13 protein-coding genes are annotated in these 14,744 nt (G+C 72.5%); 8 read left to right on the top strand and 5 right to left on the bottom strand.

What is annotated here, in order from left to right:
- Window positions 1-54: 54 nt before the first annotated feature.
- Window positions 55-759 carry a PilZ domain-containing protein gene (locus tag BN3788_RS11645; RefSeq protein ID WP_147525116.1) on the top strand — a complete coding sequence of 235 codons (705 nt, stop codon included), beginning with the start codon at window positions 55-57 and terminating at the stop codon, window positions 757-759.
- A 55-nt stretch (window positions 760-814) separates the two neighbouring features.
- Here the strand turns inward: BN3788_RS11645 and BN3788_RS11640 are convergent, their stop codons facing one another.
- Window positions 815-4,234 carry an EAL domain-containing protein gene (locus BN3788_RS11640; protein ID WP_147525115.1) on the bottom strand — a complete coding sequence of 1,140 codons (3,420 nt, stop codon included), beginning with the start codon at window positions 4,232-4,234 and terminating at the stop codon, window positions 815-817.
- A gap of 312 nt (window positions 4,235-4,546) precedes the next feature.
- Between BN3788_RS11640 and BN3788_RS11635 the strand changes: the two genes are divergently transcribed.
- The 3 genes from BN3788_RS11635 (at window position 4,547) to BN3788_RS11625 (ending at window position 7,553) form a co-directional block, all read left to right on the top strand.
- Complete coding sequence (locus BN3788_RS11635; protein ID WP_082812823.1) at window positions 4,547-6,052, top strand: DEAD/DEAH box helicase; 1,506 nt, start codon at window positions 4,547-4,549, stop codon at window positions 6,050-6,052.
- 129 nt (window positions 6,053-6,181) lie between these two features.
- Window positions 6,182-6,613 (top strand): peptide-methionine (R)-S-oxide reductase MsrB, encoded by a 432-nt coding sequence (msrB, locus tag BN3788_RS11630; RefSeq protein WP_066586061.1) that lies wholly within the window; start codon window positions 6,182-6,184, stop codon window positions 6,611-6,613.
- A 187-nt stretch (window positions 6,614-6,800) separates the two neighbouring features.
- A complete protein-coding gene (locus BN3788_RS11625) occupies window positions 6,801-7,553 on the top strand; it encodes a nuclease-related domain-containing protein (protein ID WP_066586060.1) in 753 nt (250 codons plus the stop codon).
- 37 nt (window positions 7,554-7,590) lie between these two features.
- Here BN3788_RS11625 and BN3788_RS11620 read toward each other — a convergent pair whose 3' ends face one another.
- The 4 genes from BN3788_RS11620 to BN3788_RS11605 all read right to left on the bottom strand — a co-directional run bounded on the left by BN3788_RS11620 (window position 7,591) and on the right by BN3788_RS11605 (window position 10,929).
- Window positions 7,591-8,043: a MarR family winged helix-turn-helix transcriptional regulator gene (locus BN3788_RS11620; RefSeq protein ID WP_234346620.1), complete on the bottom strand. Its 453-nt coding sequence runs from the start codon at window positions 8,041-8,043 to the stop codon at window positions 7,591-7,593.
- A gap of 97 nt (window positions 8,044-8,140) precedes the next feature.
- Complete coding sequence (locus BN3788_RS11615; RefSeq protein WP_066586054.1) at window positions 8,141-9,820, bottom strand: MFS transporter; 1,680 nt, start codon at window positions 9,818-9,820, stop codon at window positions 8,141-8,143.
- Window positions 9,817-10,338, bottom strand: a complete 522-nt coding sequence (locus tag BN3788_RS11610; RefSeq protein ID WP_066586052.1) for a MarR family winged helix-turn-helix transcriptional regulator — start codon at window positions 10,336-10,338, stop codon at window positions 9,817-9,819. The genes BN3788_RS11615 and BN3788_RS11610 overlap by 4 nt, the downstream gene beginning before the upstream one ends.
- 126 nt (window positions 10,339-10,464) lie before the next feature.
- On the bottom strand, window positions 10,465-10,929 hold the full coding sequence (locus BN3788_RS11605; protein ID WP_066586051.1) for a tRNA (cytidine(34)-2'-O)-methyltransferase: 465 nt from the start codon (window positions 10,927-10,929) through the stop codon (window positions 10,465-10,467).
- Between the two features lie 94 nt (window positions 10,930-11,023).
- Between BN3788_RS11605 and BN3788_RS11600 the strand changes: the two genes are divergently transcribed.
- From BN3788_RS11600 to BN3788_RS11585, 4 genes are all read left to right on the top strand, one after another.
- Window positions 11,024-12,061 (top strand): aldo/keto reductase, encoded by a 1,038-nt coding sequence (locus BN3788_RS11600; protein ID WP_066586049.1) that lies wholly within the window; start codon window positions 11,024-11,026, stop codon window positions 12,059-12,061.
- Window positions 12,058-12,888 (top strand): alpha/beta fold hydrolase, encoded by an 831-nt coding sequence (locus BN3788_RS11595; protein WP_066586047.1) that lies wholly within the window; start codon window positions 12,058-12,060, stop codon window positions 12,886-12,888. Before BN3788_RS11600 ends, BN3788_RS11595 begins: the two co-directional genes overlap by 4 nt.
- Window positions 12,889-13,074: 186 nt before the next feature.
- Window positions 13,075-13,848: an SDR family oxidoreductase gene (locus BN3788_RS11590; RefSeq protein WP_066586045.1), complete on the top strand. Its 774-nt coding sequence runs from the start codon at window positions 13,075-13,077 to the stop codon at window positions 13,846-13,848.
- Between the two features lie 122 nt (window positions 13,849-13,970).
- Window positions 13,971-14,744: an SDR family oxidoreductase gene (locus BN3788_RS11585; RefSeq protein ID WP_066586043.1), complete on the top strand. Its 774-nt coding sequence runs from the start codon at window positions 13,971-13,973 to the stop codon at window positions 14,742-14,744.

The following is a 14,744-nucleotide window of genomic DNA, read 5'->3' as shown; positions in this document are numbered from 1 at the left end:
CCTATCGCCCCTGCGTGAGCCGTGTGCGCGCGCAGCAACACGGACGGGGCCGCCATGCACGAGCTGGCCACCTGCACGGTCAACGTCGACGGTGCCGCCGCCGTGACCGGGTTCGTCCGCGTCTTCGACAGCGGCATGATGATGATCGGCGTCGAGGTCCCCCCGCGCGGGCTCGAGCCCGGGAATGACGTCACCGTCGAGGTGCTCGACGAGGTGCGCGGCGAGTGCCTCTACGCGGGGTACCTCTCCCGGGTGGGCCCCGACGGGATGGACATCGCCGACGTCGCGCTGGTCTCCACATTGCAGAAGCGCGAGGTGGTGCGCGTCAGCACGCATGTGGCGTGCACGGGCACGGCGATCGCCCGATGGTCCGACCCGCTCGACGCGCCGCCCGCCCCTCCGGCGCCGGTGGAGCCGTCCGCGGACGAGCAGGCGTCGGATGGAGCGGAGCAGGAGTCGTCCGAGGCGTCCGTGGCCTACGAGGGCAACCTCGCGTTCACGATGCTCGACATCAGCGCCCACGGCATGCGGATCCTGTCGCAGGCCACCCTCAAGGCAGGCCAGCGCATCCGGTTCCTGTTCGAGGAGCTCCCGGAGCCCATCCTCATCGAGGCCGTCGTCGTGCGCGCCCAGCCCTCACGCACAGGCACCCACTACGGCTGCCGGTTCCTCGGGCTCACCAGCCGCGAGACGGACGCGCTGTTCCGGCACGTGCTGCACACGCAAGGGGCCCAGCGCCGCGAGCGCATGCGCATCTGACGCGCCGCCGGCGCCGTGCGGACGCGATCCGCACGACGCCGACGACACCCCGGGCTCAGGCTCCGGGCAGCTCTGCCGGCGACATCGCGGGAGACGTCGCCGGGAGGACGCACGCCAGCGCCTCGAACGAGTGCCCCAGCAGCTCCGCCGCGCGATCGCCGGGCACCGCCCGGTCGAAGAGGAACCCCTGGCCGACGCCGCAGCCGACCTCGCGCAGCACCGCGAGCTGCTCAGGCGTCTCGATGCCCTCCGCGATGACCTCCAAGCCGAGCGCCGTCCCCATCGCGACGATGGCGCGCACGAGCTCGCGGTTCTGCCCGCCGGCCGCGAGCTCCTGCACGAACGACCTGTCGATCTTGAGCGCCTCCACCGGGTATCGGTGCAGCGTCTGCAGCGACGAGTGGCCCGCGCCGAAGTCGTCGATGTGCAGCCGCAGCCCCGCGGCGCGCATGCGGGACATGAGCTGCTGCGCGAGCTCGGGCCGGCGCATGATGACGCCCTCGGTGACCTCCAACGTCAGGCACGACGCGTCGAGCCCGTGCTTGGCGAGGTTGGAGCGGACATGGTCGACGAGCCCGGCGTGCCAGAACTCGCGGTCGGACAGGTTCACGCTCACGTTCACGGGCCGGTCGTAGCTGGTCCGCCACGCGGCGAGCTGCTTGCACACGTCCTCGATGACCTGGCGGCCGAGGCGCACCACGAGCCCGGTCTCCTCCATGAGGGGCAGGAACTCCCCGGGCAGGAGGACGCCGCGCTCGGGGTGGTTCCAGCGGACGAGCGCCTCGAAGCGCTCGAGCGGGCCCTCGTCGAGCAGCACGATCGGCTGGTAGTAGACCTCGAACTGGCCCAGGTCGAGCCCGTCCTGCACGGCGCCCTGCAGGCGGACGTGGTGCAGCGCCTCGGCGTGCATCGTCTCGTCGAAGTACGACTGCGTCCCCGGCTCATGCGACTTCGCGTGGTACATCGCGGTGTCCGCGTCCCGCAGGACGTCGTCGGCGTTGTGGTAGTCGACGGCGGAGGACGCGATGCCCAGGCTCGCGGTGACCCACAGGGCGTGCCCCTCGATCTCCACGGGCCGCGCGAGGCTGTCCTGGATGCGCCGCACGATGGTCGGCACTGTGTCGGGGTTCGCGCCGTCGAGCAGCACCGCGAACTCGTCGCCGCCGAATCTCGCAGCAGTGTCCTGCCCCCGCAGCACCGTGCGCAGCCGGTCGCTGACGACCTGCAGCAGCCGGTCTCCGGCCTGGTGGCCCAACGAGTCGTTGACCACCTTGAAGCGGTCCAGGTCGAGGAACACCACGGCGAAGGGCGTGCGCGTCTCCTGCCAGCGGGCGACGCTGCGCTCCAGGCGTTCGAGGAAGAGCCGCCGGTTCGGCAGCCCGGTGGCCGCGTCGTAGAGGGCGTTGCGCCGCAGCTTCTCCTCGAGCCGCTTGCGGTGGTCGATGTCGCTCACCGAGCCGAGGAGCCGCTGGGAGCCGAGTGACCGGTCGCTGAGCGGCATCGTCCGCACCAGCAGCCACCGGTACTCGTCCTCGTGGGGCCCTTGGTAGCGCAGCTCCACCTCCGCGAGGCTCTTGTGCCCGTTGACCACGGACTGCACCTCCCGGGTGAGGTCCGCGATGTCGCCGTCGTGGACGCCCGCGCGCCAGTCCAGCTCGTCGTCCGGGGACAACCCGAGCAGGGATCGGCACCGACCGGTCATGGTGATGCCGCCGCCGGTGCGCCACTCCCACAGGCCCTCGTTCATGGCGCGGGCGAGCAGGCCGTAGCGCTCCTCGCCGCTGCGCACCGTCTCGGCGAGCGACTCCTGCGAGAACGCCGCGCAGAGCAGCGCTGCCCAGTGGTTGTACGTCTGCCGCTCGGAGACCGTGTCCACGGGGCCGATGACGGCGAACCAGCCCCAGTCGTCGTCGGCGGTGCGCACGGGCACGACGAACACGACCAGGCTCGCGGACGGGTCGGAGGCGGCGACGAACTCCGGCGGGGGGAACGCCCCCACCGGCACCACCCTGCCCTGCAAGTCGCCCAGGAGCCCATGCGGGTCGTGCACGCCCTCGATGACCAGCTCGTCCATCGTCTCGCGGTCGCGCCACGTCCCCAGGATGCCCGCGCGCAGGTGCGATCCGGCCAGCCAGTTGAGCCGGCGGGGGTCGGATGTGCCGTGGCCCAGCAGCTCCACGCCGACGCCGTACTGCTCGTGCAGGGAGTCCTGGAGGTCATGTGAGCGGTCCAGGTACAGCCCGGACTGCCGGTGCCAGAGCACAACTGACGCGCGCGCCCCGACGCTGACCAGCAGCGCCTCCAGGGCGGGGTCCGCGTCGATGGACGTCGCCAGCTCGCGCACGAACTGGGAGACCGCCGTGTCGATGTTCTGCAGCACCTCGGGGACGGTGACGTGCTGGATGAGCGGTTCGAGCATCCGTTGCAGGTCCTCTGCCGCGGGCTCGCGCCGCGTGGCCACGATGTCGTGCGCGTAGTCGACCAGCGCCTGGTGGGCCGTGGGCACGGCCTGCTCGTCCGGCGGGACCACGAACCTGTCGCACAGCGCCGCCTCGATCCGCTCGAGGAGGGCGCCTTCGATGTCGGCGGCGGAGGCGTCGTGGACACCCTCGGTGAGCAGCGGCTCGCACCCGCAGGAGGACCGCAGGGCGAGGCGCGCCGGCTCGGTCGACTCGACCTCTGTCGACTCGCCGGCCAGCAGGCTGCGCAGCAGCGCGGAGGCGCGCATGCCGAGGCGGTCGAAGCGCTGGTTCACGCTGGACAGCGGTGGCGTGGTGTACGCGGAGCCCGCTGCGTTGTCGAAGCCGATCACTGCCAGGTCCGAGGGCACGGCGATTCCGGCGGGTGGGAGCAGGGGCAGGAGCCCCATGGCGTTGCGGTCGGTCGCCACGATCATCGCGGTGGGCCGGTCTGCTGGCTTCTGGCGCACAAGCGCGTGGGCGATCTCCGCGCCGCCGAGCTCCACGTTGTCGCTGGCCGGGTAGTAGTGGCTGGGCTCGGGGGTGATCCCGTGGGCCAGGAGCGTGTCGTGGTACGCCGCGTACCGCTCGCGGATATCCGATTGGCCGAGGTTGCCTCCGAACCCGATGCGGGTGTGCCCGTGCTCGATCAGGTGCTCGACGGCGGCCGCGATGCCGCCCTCGTTGGCCGGCATGGCGACGGGCGCGTCGAGGCCGGCGAAGCGGTTGCTCGCGATCACCAGCGGCGTGCCCGTGGCGAGCACCGCCTCCATGTGGCTTCGGCGGGTCGCGGTGGAGACCGCGATCACACCCCGCGCGGCGTCCATGCCGACGTGGCTGTGGAACGGCGGCGGGTCCACCGACGTCTCGGTGATGCTGCCCGCGTCGAGCGTCTGCACGACGATCAGGCGATCGTCGTGGGCGGCCGCGTCGCGCGTGACGCCAGCGATGATCGAGCCGTGATAAGAGCCGGCTGTCCAGGGGGTCAGCACAAGGACTGTGCTCGGGGGAGCCACGGTGATGTCCTTCCGGTCCGCAGAGCTCCGGCCGGGGCGCCGGTGCTCGCCCTCCTATCGGTGGGGGTCGTGCGGAGTTGACAGGAGCGGCGCCCAAACGGCTGCTTCTCACCCGCCTTCTCACCCGCTCGTGGAGCGGCGCCCGGGAGGTCCGTGGGGGCCTGTGGCGAATCGATTTGCGCTAGTGAGGCACAATGGACATGTAGATGCGCGTCTTCCTGCGCGTCCGACGTCGTGGAGCACCGGCGGGGCCAACCCGCAAGCCGCCGCGAGCCCCGACCGTTCCCAACCGCCGGAAAGGCGCCTCTCTTCATGTCTTCCTTCTCTGCCCTCGGTGTGCCCGAGACCCTGGCCGCCGCGCTCACAGCGCAGGGCATCACCGCACCGTTCCCCATCCAGACGGCCACGCTGCCCGACACCCTCGCGGGTCGGGACGTGCTCGGACGGGGCCGCACCGGCTCCGGCAAGACCCTCGCGTTCTCGCTGCCGATGGTGGCTCGACTGGCCGCCTCCACCGGCGCCCGTCGCCCGGCCCGGCCGCGTGGCCTGGTGCTGGCCCCCACCCGTGAGCTGGCCACCCAGATCGCCGCGACGCTGGAGCCGCTGGCCCGCGCCGAGCGCCTGAGCCTGACCACCGTGTTCGGCGGCGTCTCGCAGAACCGCCAGGTCAGCGCCCTCAACGGCGGCATCGACATCCTCGTGGCCTGCCCCGGCCGCCTGGAGGACCTCATCAAGCAGCGTCTCGTCTCCCTCGAGGGCGTCGAGATCACGGTGCTCGACGAGGCCGACCACATGGCCGACCTGGGCTTCCTGCCCGGCGTCAAGCGCCTGATGGACCAGACGCCGAAGAACGGCCAGCGGATGCTGTTCTCCGCGACGCTGGACAACGGCGTCGACCAGATCGTCAAGCGCTACCTGCACAACCCGCTGACGCACTCGGTGGACTCCGCCGAGTCACCCGTCGCGAAGATGACCCACCACGTGCTGGCGGTGTCCGACGCCGAGTCCAAGCGCCTCGTGATCAACGAGCTCGCCTCCGGCACCGGCCGCCGGGTGCTGTTCACGCGCACCAAGCACCAGGCCAAGAAGCTCGCCAAGGCGCTGACCGCGACGGGCATCCCCGCGGTGGACCTGCACGGCAACCTCAGCCAGCCGGCGCGTGAGCGCAACCTCGAGGCGTTCTCCTCGGGCTCGGTCAAGGTGCTCGTCGCCACGGACATCGCGGCGCGCGGCATCCACGTCGACCACATCGAGCTCGTGGTGCACGTGGACCCGCCGGCCGAGCACAAGGCGTACCTGCACCGCTCGGGCCGCACGGCCCGCGCCGGCGAGGGCGGCGACGTCGTCACGGTCATGCTCCCCGAGCAGGCCGGTGACGTCCGCACGCTGACCCGCCTGGCGAAGATCACCGTCCAGCCGCAGCAGGTCCGTCCCGGCTCGGCCCTCGTGGCCCGCCTGGTCGGCGAGGTGGCGCCGCACGTCCAGCCCGCGCCGGTCGCAGCGGCCGAGCCCGGTCGTCGGGGCGGCGCGCCGTCGCGCGACGGCGCGGAGGGCGGCCCGTCGCGGCGCCGTGGCGGCCGTGGCCGTTCCGGTGGCTCCGGTCAGGGCGGCGGCCAGCAGGGCGCCGGCTCCGGCTCGGGCGGCCAGGGTGGCGCCCGCGGCCGTGGACGTGGCCCCTCGGCCGCTCCGCAGCGGTCCGCGACGGGCGGCTCGCGTCCCGTGCACTCCACCGCGACGCCGGGCAGTGGCTCGACGGGCCGTGGCGGCGCCGTGGCCATGTCGATGAGCCCGTCGTCGGGCCGTCGCCGCTCGCGCTGACATCCTCCGAGAGCCTGCCGTGGCAGGGGCCGTGAAGCCCCGCCGAGGCAGGCTCTCGTGCGTCCGGGGTCGGTGGGACGCCGGGGCGTCGCCCGGAATGCGTGGGCCACGCACACGGTTGGACCGGACATGGCGAACCACACGGGCAAGGTCTACGAGGTCAGCAAGGACGACGCGCAGTGGAGGGCTGAGCTGGATCCGGCCGAGTTCCAGGTGCTGCGCCTGGCGGGCACCGAGCGGCCGTGGACCGGTGAGCTGCTCGACGAGAAGCGCGAGGGCGTCTACCGCTGTCGCGCGTGCGGCCAGGAGCTGTTCCGCTCCGACACGAAGTTCGACTCGCACTGCGGGTGGCCCAGCTTCTTCTCCCCGCTCGCGGGCGACAAGGTCGAGCTCATCGAGGACCGCAGCCTGGGCATGACTCGCACCGAGGTCCGCTGCGCGCGATGCGGCTCGCATCTGGGCCACGTCTTCGACGACGCGCCGCAGACGCCCACAGGCGACCGCTACTGCATGAACTCGGTGAGCCTGAGCTTCGAGCCGTCGGCTGACACCGCGGGCTGAGGCCTGTCGGCGGGGCTTGCACACCGCTTGGTGCACATCGCCGTGCACAGCATCTGGGGCGCGCCCGCGCGCCCGGTCCGCCGTCCTCCGGCGCGCCGTGCGGAGACACGCCGGTGGACGCGGCGCCCACCATGCGAGAGTGGCCGAGTTGGTTCAGTCCGGGCCTGGGCGTGCCGATAATGATCGGGTGAACGAGGCCCTGATCGTGCGGCGATGGCGGCGCTATGGCGCCGACCGCCTCTACGTCACGGCCGAGTCCGGCGCGCGGGTCGGCTGCGTCGACCTGCAGTCGGGCGAGGTGATCGTCGACGAGCCCGTCCTCGAGGAGGGCGTGCGCCGCGCCGCGCAGGCCTACCTGCGCTCGGACGTCACGGAGCTCGTCCTTCCGTACCAGCTCGAAGGCGCGCTGGAAGACCTGGAGGACCTGCGCCGGCTGGACGGCGATGTCTACGAGCCCGGCGTGCGGACCCGTGCCAGCTCGGTCCGCGCCCGGCTCGACGGCCTCGCCACCGCCGGGTGGCATGTGGTGCACGGGGTGCCGCTGGGCCGCCAGGGCACCATGGTCGACCACCTGCTGATCGGCCCCGGTGGGATCTTCACGGTGACCGAGCGGGCCCACCCCGGCGAGCAGATCGAGGTCCGCCGGCGGACCATGACCGTGCAGGGCGAGCCGGTGGCCTACCAACGCGACGCGCGGCTCGAGGCGGCGCGGGTGCAGGCGCTGCTCCGCGCGGCCGTCGGGTCGCAGCTCACCGTCCGGGCCGTGCTGGTGCTGCAGGGCATCATCGACATGGCGCCGGGCCAGCGCCCGGACGATGTGCTGGTGATGGCCCGCAGTGACGTGCCAGGCGCGTTCCTCAACCTGCTGGAGCGGCTCGAGCCGCCCCGGGTCGACGCCATCGCCGCGATCGCCCGGCAGCGCACCACCTGGTCGCGCTGACCCCGCCGCCACGGCGGGCCGGTCAGTCCTGACCGGCTCAGTCCCGGCCGCGCCGCGCCTCGTCCAGGCTGCTGTTCAACCGGGCGAGCTGCTCGGCGAGGTGGTCGAGGTCGGGGGCCGTCCAATCCCGCAGCGCGTGCTCGAAGAAGTCCCGCCGCGCCACCCGGGCCCGTGCGAGCCGCTCGGCGCCCGCGTCGGTGAGCTGGATGAGCTGGCCGCGTGAGTCGTCGGGGTCGGTGCTCCGCTCGATCAGGCCGAGCTCGGACAGGCGGGCGAGCTGGCGGGACATGGTGCCCCGGCCCACGCCGATGTGCTCGGCGAGCTCGCTGCCGCGCACGCCCGGCACCTGCGCGATCCGGGCCAGGATCGGGTACGCGGCCGGCTCCAGGTCGGGGTGCACGCGCTGGGCGATCCGCGGTGCCGCGGCGTTCGCACGGCGCAGCAGCAGGGCGAGCTCACGCTCCACGCGCTGCACGTTGTCGGTGTCCACGGCACACATCCTTGCCTGTCGGTTGAGACGCCGAGGGCGTCTGCCCGGCTGGCAGACGCCCTCGGCTCAATCTCGCTTCAATCTCGCTGGGATTCGCTCAGGCCCGCGGGGCCCGCTGACCGTCCGCGGACGTCGGCGTGGCGCTGGCCACGGCCATGGCCGAGACCTCCGCGCCGGCGGCCAGCTCGGCCTCGGCCTGCTCGGCGAGCCGCAGCTCCATGCCGGAGCGCTCGCCCAGCGGGACCTCCCTGAGGAAGCACACCGCGATGAGGGCGATGACGGCCAGCGGCACGGCGAGCATGAACAGGAAGGCGACGCCCTCGCCGTAGGAGGACTCGACCACCGTCTTGATCGGCTCGGGGATCGTGGCGACGTTCGGGATGGACGATGTGCTGCCGCCCAGCGCCGAGACGTCGACGCCGATCGCGGCGAGGCCATCGGTCAGCAGCGAGGTGATCTTGTTCCCGAGCACCGCGCCCAGCACCGAGACCCCCATCGCGCCGCCGAGCGTCCGGAAGAACGCGACGGTGGAGGTGCCGGAGCCGACCTCGTCGATGGCCAGGGTGTTCTGCGTCGCGAGCACCAGGTTCTGCATGAGCATGCCCAGGCCGCTGCCGAGCACGAACATGTAGACGCACACGAGCACGAAGTTGGTGTCGTGTCGGATGGTGCCCATCAGGGCCAAGCCAGTGGTCAGCAGCACCGCGCCGGCGATCATGTAGCGCTTGTACTTGCCGGTCACGCTGATGATGCGCCCGCTGATCGTGGAGGCGAGGAACAGCCCGAAGATCTGCGGGATGGTGATGAGGCCGGACGCGGTGGCCGACATGCCGCGGGCGACCTGCATGTACTGGCTGAGGAACACCGAGGTGCCGAACATCGCGATGCCCACGGCGATCGAGGCGACGACGGCGAGCACGAGGGTGCGGTTGCGGAACAGGTGCAGCGGGATGATCGGCTCGGCGGCGCGGGACTCGACCCACACGGCGAGCGCGAGGGCCAGGACCGACCCGATCACGAAGGCCGCCGTCTGCCAGGACATCCAGTCGAACTTGCTGCCGGCGAAGGTGACCCACAGCAGCAGGCCGCCGATGCCGATGGAGAGCAGGGTGGCGCCCGCGTAGTCGATGTTCAGCTTGCGCCGGGGCATCGGGGGGAGCTTGAGGGTGCGCTGCAGCACGATGATCGCGGCGATCGCGAACGGCAGGCCGATGAAGAAGTTCCAGCGCCAGCCCGGGCCGTCGGTGATGACGCCGCCGAGCAGCGGGCCGCCGACCATGCCGAGGCCCATGATGCCGCCCATCAGGCCCATGTACTTGCCGCGCTCGCGCGGGGAGATGATGTCGGCGATCAGCACGGTGCCCAGGGCGGTGAGGCCGCCGGCGCCGATGCCCTGGAACGCGCGCATCGTGATGAGCATGCCGGTGCTCTGCGAGAGGCCGGCGACCGCAGAGGAGAGCACGGAGATGGCCAGCGCGAGCTGGATCAGCATCTTGCGGTCGACCAGGTCGGAGAGCTTGCCCCAGATGGGCGTGGTGATCGTGGTGGTGAGCAGGGTCGCGGTGACGACCCAGGTGTAGGACGACTGCGAGCCGTTCAGGTCGCTGATGACGCGGGGCAGCGACGTCGAGACGACGCTGGTCGCGAGCACCGAGACGAACATGCCCAGGAGGATCCCGGACAGCGCCTCGAGGACCTGGCGCGGCGTCATCGCGGGCGCGGCGCCGGGTTGTGGGAGGGCAGTCGTCTCGGGCGCCGTGGAGGGCTGTGAGGTCATCTGTGGGTGCTCTCGGTTCTGTCGTGGGAATCAGTGTGGTGCGGCGCGCGGGAGTCGCCGTCGTGCGCGGTGGTGACGGCCGCTGTGAGCCGGCGGATCTGCGCGGCTGCCGAGGCGAGCTCGTCGGGCGTCCAGTCCGCGAAGACCGCGGCGGCCTTCAGGTCGACTGCTCGCGCGCTCGCCGCCGCTTTCGCGTGGCCCGCCGGGGTGAGCCGGACGGTGCGGAGCCTGCGGTCGAGGCCGGGCGTGCAGGGGGTGGAACGCTCGGCCAGGCCGTCGGTGACCAGCGCGGTGACGTGCCGGCTGGCGACGGACAGGTCCACGCGCAGGTGGCAGGCGATCTCGCCGATGGGCAGTTCGCCGTGCCGTTCGAGGATCCGGACGACCGACAGCGCTGCGCGGTGCAGCCCGGTCTCGCGGGCGAGCTGGGCGCCGAACTCGCGCTGGGCGCGGGCGAGCTGCTCGATCGCGGTGACCAGGGGGCGGTGCGGCGGCGCGGTGGGGCGGGGGTCGTGCATCAGTCGGTCAGGCGCCTCTCAGATTGTTGCAGAAGGCAACCTAACACCGATGCTTGTAGAGGGCAACTGTCGCCGAAGGCAACTTGTTGATGTCGTGAGACCTTCGTCACGCCTGGGCGGGACGGGTCAGCGCACCCCGTCGAAGTCGCGCTGCCGCCACGCCTCATACGTCGCGATCGACGCGGCATTCGCCAGGTTCAGCGATCGGCGCCCCGCGAGCATCGGGATCCGCACCTGCCCGGTGATCCGCGGATGCGCGAGCACCTCCGGGGGCAGGCCCGTCGGCTCCGGGCCGAACAGCAGGACGTCGTCCTCGAGGTACTCCACATCGGTGTGCCGCGACGTGGCATGGGTCGTGAAGGCGAACACGCGGGACTGCGGCGCCGCCGCCAGGAACGCGCCCAGGCCGGGGTGCACCACCACATGCGCGAGGTCGTGGTAGTCGAGCCCCGCCCGGCGCAGTTTGGGCTCGGAGAGGTCGAATCCCAGCGGCTCGATCAGGTGCAGGGTCGCCCCGGTCGCCGCGGCCAGCCGGATCGCGCTGCCGGTGTTCCCCGCGATGCGGGGCTCGAAGAATGCCAGATGCGTCACCCGGAGATCCTCGCACCCGCACTAGGGTGGCCCTCCGCCAGTCGTAAGGTGGAAGCGCCCGCAGAGCAGCGGTCGCGCCCCCGAGAGGAACCCGATGTCCACGCAGTCCCCGTACCGCGCCGCCGACGAGCGCTACGACTCGATGGCCTACCGGCGTGCCGGCCGCAGCGGGCTCGACCTGCCCGCGCTGTCGCTCGGCCTGTGGCACAACTTCGGGGATGGCACGCCGCTCGAGACCCAGCGCGACGTGCTGCTGCGCGCTTTCGACCTCGGGATCACGCACTTCGACCTCGCCAACAACTACGGCCCGCCCTACGGCTCCGCCGAGCAGAACTTCGGCCTGCACCTGGCGCGCGACTTGCGGCCGTACCGTGACGAGCTGGTGATCTCCTCCAAGGCCGGCTACGACATGTGGCCCGGGCCCTACGGCGACGGCGGCTCCCGCAAGTACCTGCTGGCCTCCCTCGACCAGTCCCTGGCGCGGCTCGGGCTCGACTACGTGGACGTCTTCTACTCCCACCGCCCTGACCCCACGACCCCGGTCGAGGAGACGATGGGCGCCCTGCACACCGCCGTCACCAGCGGCAAGGCCCTGTACGCCGGCATCTCCAACTACAGCCCGTCGCAGACCCGCGAGGCCCAGCGGGTGCTCGCGGAGATGGGCACCCCGCTGCTCATCCACCAGCCCAGCTACTCGATGCTCAACCGGCACGTCGAGCAGCCCGAGGGCGGCGACGGCGAGACGCTGCTCGACGTGGTGGGGGAGCTCTGCATCGGCATGATCGTGTTCTCCCCGCTGGCCCAGGGCCTGCTCACCGGCCGCTACCTCAGCGGCGAGGTGCCGGGCGACTCCCGGGCCGCGCAGGGCCGGTTCCTCAAGCCCGAGCGGATCAACGCGACCTACCTCGCGCGGGCTCGCGCGCTCGACGACCTCGCGCGCGGTCGCGGCCAGACGCTGGCCCAGCTCGCGCTGTCCTGGGTGCTGCGGGACCAGCGGGTCACGTCCGCGCTGATCGGCGCCAGCTCAGTGGCCCAGCTCGAGGACAACGTCGCGGCACTGCGGGCCCCTGCGCTCACCGACGCGGAGCTCGCCGCCATCGAGCCCCTCGCCGTGGACGGGACCGCACGATGAACCGGGGGCCGACCACCGCCTACGGCCGCCTGGGGGACATCTCCTGGTCCACCTACGGCTCACACGGCCAGGACGCCACACCGGTGCTGCTGCTGCACAGCGTCACCGACTCCAGCGAGGTGTTCGCGCCGCTGCTCGACCCGCTGGCCGCCGACCGGCTGGTCGTCACCCTCGACGCCCGCGGGCACGGCAACACCCCGCTGTCCCCGGCGCCGTTCACCGTGGGCGCCCTCGCCTCCGACGTGATCGCCGTGCTGCGCGAGGTGGTGCGCCGCCCCGTCGTGGTGGTCGGCCACGGGCTCGGCGCGCTCATCGCCGAGGAGGTCGCGCTCTCCGAGCCGAGCCTGCTCGTCGCGCTCGTGCTCGAGGACCCGGCCTGGCGCGTCGAGGCCACGACCCCCGACGGCGTCCCGGCGTTCCTGCCGTCCTACCTGGAGTCCTTCGCGGGCGCCGACGAGGCGGCCCTGCTCGAACGGGCCCGCGCCGAGCACCCGACCTGGCCCGAGGACGAGCTGCTGCCCTGGGTGCACGCCAAGCAGCGCGTCGACCAGAAGCTCGCCGCCCGTGCGCAGAAGTGGTACGGCCGGGACTGGGTGGGCGCGCTCGGCTCGATCCGGGTGCCGGTGACGGTGCTGGCCGGCGAGCCGCGGCTCGGCTCGCTGGTGGAGCCCGAGGACCTGGCGCGCGCGGAGTCGCTGTTGGGCGCCCAGCTCACCTGCGTGCAGGTGCCCGGGGCGGGCCGCAGCGTCCGCCGGGAGGCGAGGGAGACGTACCTCACGGTGCTGCGCTCCGTGCTCTCCGCCGCCGACGCCGTCGCCCAGGACTGACTGGGGCATCGGCGCAGGTCAGACGGCTGATCGGCGCATTGCCGGCCGCCCTGAACGGGCCTGAGGCCACGCCCGTCCGTCCGGCGCGCGCTGGGGGCGCGGGCCGGGGCTCCCGGTGACCCGGCGTACCGTCGCATTCACCGGCGCACGCCGGGGAAAACAGCGTCACGCCGTCAAGGAGTCACCATGCGCACCATCGTCGTCACCGGTTCCGCCTCGGGGATCGGCAAGGCCACCAAGGCCCTTCTCGAGTCCCGCGGTGACAAGGTGATCGGGGTCGACTTGCGTGACGCCGACGTCCAGGTCGACCTCAGCACCGCCGCCGGCCGCACGGCGCTCGTCGAGGGCGTCGGGGACCTGACCGGTGGCCGGATCGACGGGATCGTGGCCAACGCCGGCCTCTCGCACGAGATCCCGCTGACCATGGCCGTCAACTACTTCGGCGCCGTGGCCACCCTCGAGGGCCTGCGCCCGTTCCTCGCCGGCTCCGACGCGCCGCGCGCCGTGACCACCAGCTCGATGGCCAGCCTGCGCGAGCCCGACGCGCAGCTCGTCGAGGCCGCGCTCGCCGGCGACGAGGCCACCGCGATGGCGCGCGCCACCGAGCTCGTCGAGGGCGGGCCGCAGCACTTCATCTACCCGAGCAGCAAGAACGCGCTCAGCCGGTGGCTGCGCCGCAACGCGCCGACCCCCGAGTGGGCCGGCGCCGGCATCCCGCTCAACGCGATCGCCCCCGGGGTGGTCCTCACCGCCATGACCGCCGACATGCTCGGCACCGAGCAGGGCCGCGAGTCCGTCTCGTCGCATGTGCCCATGCCCCTCAACGGCTACATGCCCGCCGAGTCCGCGGCGTCGCTGTTCGCGTGGCTGGTCAGCCCGGAGAACACGCACCTGTGCGGCCAGGTGATCTTCATCGACGGCGGCACCGACGTGGTGATGCGCGGCGACAGCACCTGGTGACCGCGCCTGGAACTTCCCCGGGGTTTTCCGGGACAAAGGTCCAGGGCGGCCCGACGGGGTGCTCCGTAGCGTGAGGAGCGACGGCCCGGCAACGGCGCCGGGCCCCCGTCGAGGGAGTTCAGATGCGCACCGTCGTCATCACCGGATCGGCCTCCGGCATTGGCCAGGCCACCCGACAGGTCCTCGAAGCGCGCGGTGAGCGCGTGATCGGGGTCGACCTCCACGACGCCGACGTCGAGGTCGACCTCACCACCGTCGCGGGTCGCGCCGACCTGGTCGAGCAGGTGAGCGCCCTCAGCGACGGCCGGATCGACGCGATCGTGGCGAATGCCGGGCTGGCGCTCCCGTTGCCGGCCGCCGTCGCCGTCAACTACTTCGGCGCCCTGGCGACGCTCGACGGGCTGCGTCCGCTGCTCGCGGGGTCGCCGGCGCCCCGCGCGGCCGCCACGAGCTCGATGGCGAGCCTGCACCCCTGCGACACGGTGCTCGTCGACGCGATGCTCGCGGGTGACGAGGCGAAGGCGCTCGCCCGCGCCGCCGACCTGGTGAGCGCCGACCAGGGGCACCTCGTGTACGCGAGCTCGAAGGTCGCGCTGTGCCGCTGGCTGCGCCGCAACGCGCCGACCCCCGAGTGGGCCGGCGCCGGGATCCCGCTCAACGCGATCGGCCCGGGGATCGTCGTCACGCCGATGACGCAGGACCTGCTCACCACCGAGGCGGCCCGTGAGGCGCTCGCGGCCCAGGTGCCCATGCCGCTCGGCGGGTACATGACGCCCGACGTCCCGGCCAGGCTGCTCGCCTGGCTGGTGGGCGAGGAGAACACCCACTTGTGCGGTCAGGTCGTGTTCGTGGACGGCGGCTCGGACGTGGTCATCCGCTCGGACACCACCTGGTGA

Source organism: Cellulomonas timonensis, from assembly GCF_900046455.1.
Taxonomy (GTDB): domain Bacteria; phylum Actinomycetota; class Actinomycetes; order Actinomycetales; family Cellulomonadaceae; genus Cellulomonas_A; species Cellulomonas_A timonensis.
The sequence above is the reverse complement of the archived record's forward strand: the minus strand, read 5'-3'. Positions and strand labels throughout refer to the sequence as shown.